Annotated in this window: 1 protein-coding gene; it reads left to right on the top strand. The window is 68.1% G+C overall.

Features of this window, described 5'->3' with window-relative positions:
- The coding region (locus tag ACW9IB_RS29400; RefSeq protein ID WP_457416820.1) for a condensation domain-containing protein at positions 1 to 2,100 on the top strand (2,100 nt) is incomplete at both ends.

The following is a 2,100-nucleotide window of genomic DNA, read 5'->3' as shown; positions in this document are numbered from 1 at the left end:
ACCTGGGGCGCCTCGACCATCAGGTCAAGCTGCGTGGGCAACGTATCGAGCTGGGTGAAATCGACGCGGTCCTGCTGGCCCAGCCAGACGTCCGCGAAGCGGCCACCCTGCTGCTGGATCAGCGTCTGGTGAGTTTCTGGAGCGGCGACGCCGATGAAGCGCGCCTGCGCACGGCGCTGGCCGAACAGTTGCCGGCCCATATGCTGCCAAGCCTGTTGGTGCAGCAGCCGCACCTGCCCCTCAACAGCAACGGCAAGCTCGACCGCAAGGCGCTGGCCGCCGTGGCCCTGCCGGACACCGAGCGCGAGCACGCCTACCGTGCCCCGCGCGATGCTACCGAAAGCCGCCTCTGCGAACTGTTCAGCGAAGTGCTGGAATGCCCGCAGGTGGGTATCGATGACCATTTCTTCCACCTGGGCGGGCACTCATTGCTCGCCACTCGCCTGGTCGCCCGCGTGCGCGACAGCCTGGGTCTGAGCTTGCCGCTGGCGCTGGTGTTCAGCCAGCCGACCGTCGCCGCGCTGGCCGCCCACGTGCGCGAGGCCGCGCCCGGTGAAGCGATCACCGTGCACCCACGCCCGGCGCATTTGCCCCTGGGCCTGGCGCAACGGCGCTTCTGGATGCTCAGCCGCCTGGTGCCGGACTCCCGCGAATACCACATGCCATTCGCCCTGACGTTGCGCGGCGAGTTGAATGTGCAGGCGTTGCGTGATGCTTTCGCCCAGGTCAGCCAGCGTCACACCGTGCTGCGCAGCCGTATCGTGGAAGTCGCCGGCGAACCGTACTTGCAGATCGACCCGCAAGGCCCCGCACTGCACGTGACCGTGGTCGCGCCCCACGACTGGGACAGCGCCTGCCAGCAGGCACACGCCGAATTGATGGCGCCGTTCGACCTGGCCGCCGCCGCACCGTGGCGTGCACAGTTGCTGCAACGCCAGGGCAGCGACGAACACCATTTGCGGGTGTGCCTGCACCACAGCGCCACCGATGGCTGGGCCATGCAATTGCTGATCGACGAACTGGCCCAGGCGTATCGCGCCGGTCTCGCCGGGCAAGCGCCGGGGTGGGCAGCCTTGCCGCTCGACTATCTCGACTTCGCCGTGTGGCAACAACACCCGGACACCCAGGCCCGGCGCAGTGCCAGTCTGGACTACTGGAAACACCACCTGGGCCAGGACGACTACAGCCTCGAACTGCCGCTGGATCACCCGCGCGCCGCCGAGGCCGAGCGCCGTGCCGCACAACTGAACGTGCGCCTCGGCACTCAGCGCGCTGCCGGTATCCGCCAGTTCGCCCGTCAACGCGGCACCACGCCGTATGTGGTGCTGGCCACGGCCTTGAGTGCCCTGCTGGCCCGCTACAGCGGCCAGCGCGATATTCGCTTCGGCACACCCGCCGATCAGCGCGACCAGCCGCACACTCAAGCGCTGCTGGCGTGCCTGGTGAATACGCTGGTGATCCGCAGCGACGTCGATCAACAGGCGCCGGCAAGTACGTTGCTCACCGCACTGGAAGCCGACCTGCGCGCCGCCCAGGCCCATGCCGACCTGCCATTCGCCACCCTCGTCGGCGCCGTGGCCCAGCGCCGCGACCTGAACCGCACGCCGTTGTTCCAAGTGCTGTTCTCGTTGAACCATGGCCGCCTGGACAACCGCCAGTGGCCCGGGCTGACCTTGCAGGAACAGCTTCTGCCCGCGTTGGACGCCAAGTTCGAACAGAGCTGGGAAGTCCACGACGACGGCACCGACATGACCCTGGCCCTGGAATACCAGGCGGCGCTGTTCGATGCCGCGACGATGCAGCGCTGGAGCAAACAATGGTGCGCATTGCTCGACGCCCTGGTCGCGACACCGGAGCGGGCACTGGTCGAGTTGTTCCCGCAACAACAGGACCAGGCGCAACTGGCGCGCTGGAACGCCACCGCACGGGATTACCCAGGCCCTGCCCACCTGCACACGGCCCTCGCGCAGCAGGCAGCCTTGACCCCGAACGCGCCGGCACTGGTGTTCGAAGGCCAACGCTTGAGCTACGCCGAACTGGACCACCGCGCGCAAACCCTGGCCCGCGCCCTGCGCGCTGCCGGTATTGGCCGCGAATCCA

The organism is Pseudomonas sp. SDO524_S393 (assembly GCF_054071875.1).
The sequence above is the reverse complement of the archived record's forward strand: the minus strand, read 5'-3'. Positions and strand labels throughout refer to the sequence as shown.